Origin of the sequence: Nostoc sp. NMS4 (assembly GCF_017115095.1) — a bacterium.
In the GTDB taxonomy this organism is placed as follows: Bacteria; Cyanobacteriota; Cyanobacteriia; order Cyanobacteriales; family Nostocaceae; genus Nostoc.
In genome coordinates this window covers 1-3,188 of sequence record NZ_JABXKI010000380.1, presented here as the reverse complement: position 1 = coordinate 3,188, position 3,188 = coordinate 1, and the positions used below count along the sequence as shown (strand labels likewise).

Genomic DNA, 3,188 nt, shown 5'->3' with positions numbered 1-3,188 from the left:
TGTGGATTGTACCTTTGCCACCTGTTGCAATTGCACAACCATCTGTGTTGGAGGAGTCCCAAACATCAACGCTCTTCCCACAGATTAAAGAAATTCCTGACTTTGAACAACTGGAGACTCAACCAGTCCCGTTCATTGCTCCACAGTTTGATGAAATTCCTGATCCCTGGACTCTAGAGCCAGCATTACCTAACAGTACTTTTGAAAATCAAAGTGTTGTACTGACATTGACAACATTGAGACTACTCCCTCCAGTCCAAGAAATAAAACCGAAGCGTAGTAAAAATCAACACAAGGCTACTTCTACTAAGAAACCCAAATCAGCGCCGGGTGAATCGTCTCGCAAACCCGGCAGACCCAAGAAAGCTGCATAGTTCCTAAAAATCAACACAATTTGAATTTAGTGGAGCGATCGCTTGATGTTGGCGATGGCGTAACCGCCCGGAGTCGGCGTGAGCTATTAAATTCAGCAATGGCTACGCCAAATTTCGAGTGAAAATTAATATGTATAAATATGGTGAGCCAAATCGCAACACAAGGTTCTCTGTTTGACCTAATATCTGTCTTAGACTACGGACAATCATTGGTCAACGTTGCCTCATATCTTGTTAAACCTTTGCTCGATAAGCGTCCCCTGGCAACAAAGACGATTCAAGCACAGATGAATCGGTACTTTCTTGGCACTGCGGCAGAAGGTGCTTGGCAGTGGAAAGATGCTTATGAGGCTGTAGAGGTAGCACTAATCCTATATCTGCAACGTAGTGGATTACCACAAAATCCTCTTTTAGAACTGCAACAGCTAGAAACACTCTGCCCAACTCACACCCGCCGCAGTGAGGAGCAACTAAAATTACAACAGTTCTCTACACCCTTGCCCCTAGCTTACTTGGTAGCAATGGCTGGACAAATCAACAGCAATGATTTGGTTCTAGAGCCAAGTGCTGGTACTGGTATTCTTGCCCAGTTCGCCAAACTTAAAGGTGCAAGCTTGATGCTTAACGAACTGGCAGAAGACAGAAGTAAAATCCTGCGACGCTTATTTCCAGGTGTTCCGTTATTCGATGTTAATGCCGAACAAATCAACGATTACCTAGCTGGTAAAACTCAACCATCTGTAGTGCTGATGAATCCTCCGTTTTCATCATCGCCCAAAGTGAGGAATCGCAACCCGGATGCCACACCACGTCATGTCAACTCAGCATTGCAAAGGCTGGTAGATGGGGGACGACTGGTAACGATTACTGCTAATTGGTTTTCTCCAAGCAATGATGATTGGCGAGAAACTTTTCTCAACATGCAGGAAAAAGCAACAGTTGTGCTTTCAGTCGGGGTCAACGGTAAAGTGTACTCGAAGCATGGTACACAAATGGATACCCGGATTACGGTGATTGATAAAGTTCCGGCTGCTGATCCCACTCACATTGCTTGTATACCGCATACAGTGGAGCTTACCGAACTGCTGGAGTTGATTGAGCAACTCCCAACTCGACTGGTGTGGCAACCACCAAATCTTAATGCTCAAGCTACTGCACCAAAAACGGTTTCTTTAAGTCTTGTTAAGCTAAAACAGAGCCACTCTATACCAGATACTCAAGCTACATCCCAATTTATAGATGTTGCTCCCCTAAATTATGAGGTTGTCGAGTGGACTGCAACCGAAGGACTAAAAGATGCACTTTATGAAAGCTATCGCCCACAAAGAGTTCGCATTAAGGATGCTTTACCCCATCCCTCGCTCTTGTGCGAAAGTGCAGCGCTGGCACTAGTCTCTCCACCAGCACCCACCTACAAACCGCATCTCCCTCAACAGATTGTTGCACAAGGATTGTTATCTGAAGCACAACTTGAAAGCGTGGTTTACGCAGGACAAACGCACTCAGAATTCCTGTCTGGTTCCTATTTGGTGGATGATTCGCTAGACAATGTTACAGTCGCGGCGAACAGTGAGCAAAATGCTGTGAGGTTTAGACGCGGCTGGTTCTTGGGAGATGGGACGGGTGCGGGTAAAGGTAGACAAGTCGCTGGTATCGTTTTAGACAATTGGTGTCAGGGACGACGAAAAGCCATCTGGATTTCCAAAAGTTCTGCACTGATTGAGGATGCGCGACGAGATTGGTGTGCGCTAGGTGGTAGTGAAAAAGACATCATCGACCTCGGCAATATCAAACTAGGTGATCCAATCCCCTTTTCGCAAGGTGTTCTCTTTACTACATACTCTACCTTAAGATCCCTGAAGGGTGGTAAAAGTCGGCTCAAACAAATCATTGACTGGGCAGGCAAGGAATTTGAAGGTGCAATTGCATTTGACGAATGTCACGCAATGGGTAACGCGATGGCACAAGAGGGGAAGTTGGGAATGGTCAAAGCATCTATGCAAGGTATCGTCGGTCTTCGGCTACAAAATGCACTACCTCTTGCACGGGTTGTCTACGTGTCAGCTACCGGTGCGACCAAAGTATCCAACCTCTCCTATGCTAATCGCCTGGGACTATGGCAGACTGGCGACTTCCCGTTTACCTCCCGTGAAGACTTTGTGGAATCCATTGAGGTTGGTGGTATTGCTGCAATGGAAGTTGTTGCCAGGGATTTAAAAGCACTGGGATTATATCTGGCGCGCTCGCTCAGTTTTGAGGGAGTTGAATATGACACATTGGAAATTGACTTAACTCCTACTCAGGAAAGGATTTACGACAGTTATGCCGACGCTTTCCAAATAATCCACAATAACTTATACAAGGCGTTAGAAGCGTGTAATATCTCCGGCGCGAAAACATACAACCGTATGGCTAAAATGTCTGCGATGTCCCAGTTTGAATCCCACAAACAACGATTCTTTAACCATTTGTTGACTGGGATGAAATGCCCGAAACTGATTAAAGCCATTGAGCAGGATATCGCCCAAGGGAATGCTGTGGTTGTGCAAATAGTTTCCACTAATGAGGAACTGTTGAAACGACGACTCAATGAGGTTGCGGCGACTGAGTGGAAGGACTTGAATCTTGATCTAACTCCACGGGAATATGTGATGGATTATTTGATGAGCGCTTTTCCGATTCATCTCCATGAGATTCATTCATCCTCTGAAGGTGAAGAACGTTCAGAACCAGCCTTTGATGCTGATGGTTCGCCCATCATTTCACAAGAAGCTGTGGCTTTGCGTTCGGCGCTAGTTGACCGATTAGCAAGCC

Annotated in this window: 2 protein-coding genes; both read left to right on the top strand. The window is 45.9% G+C overall.

From position 1 onward, the window contains the following. The coding region (locus HWQ37_RS31695; protein ID WP_292754832.1) for a hypothetical protein at positions 1 to 374 on the top strand (374 nt) is incomplete at its 5' end. Positions 375 to 514: 140 nt separating this feature from the next. Continuing rightward, on the top strand, positions 515 to 3,188 hold a 2,674-nt coding region (locus HWQ37_RS31690), incomplete at its 3' end, for a strawberry notch-like NTP hydrolase domain-containing protein (protein WP_292754829.1).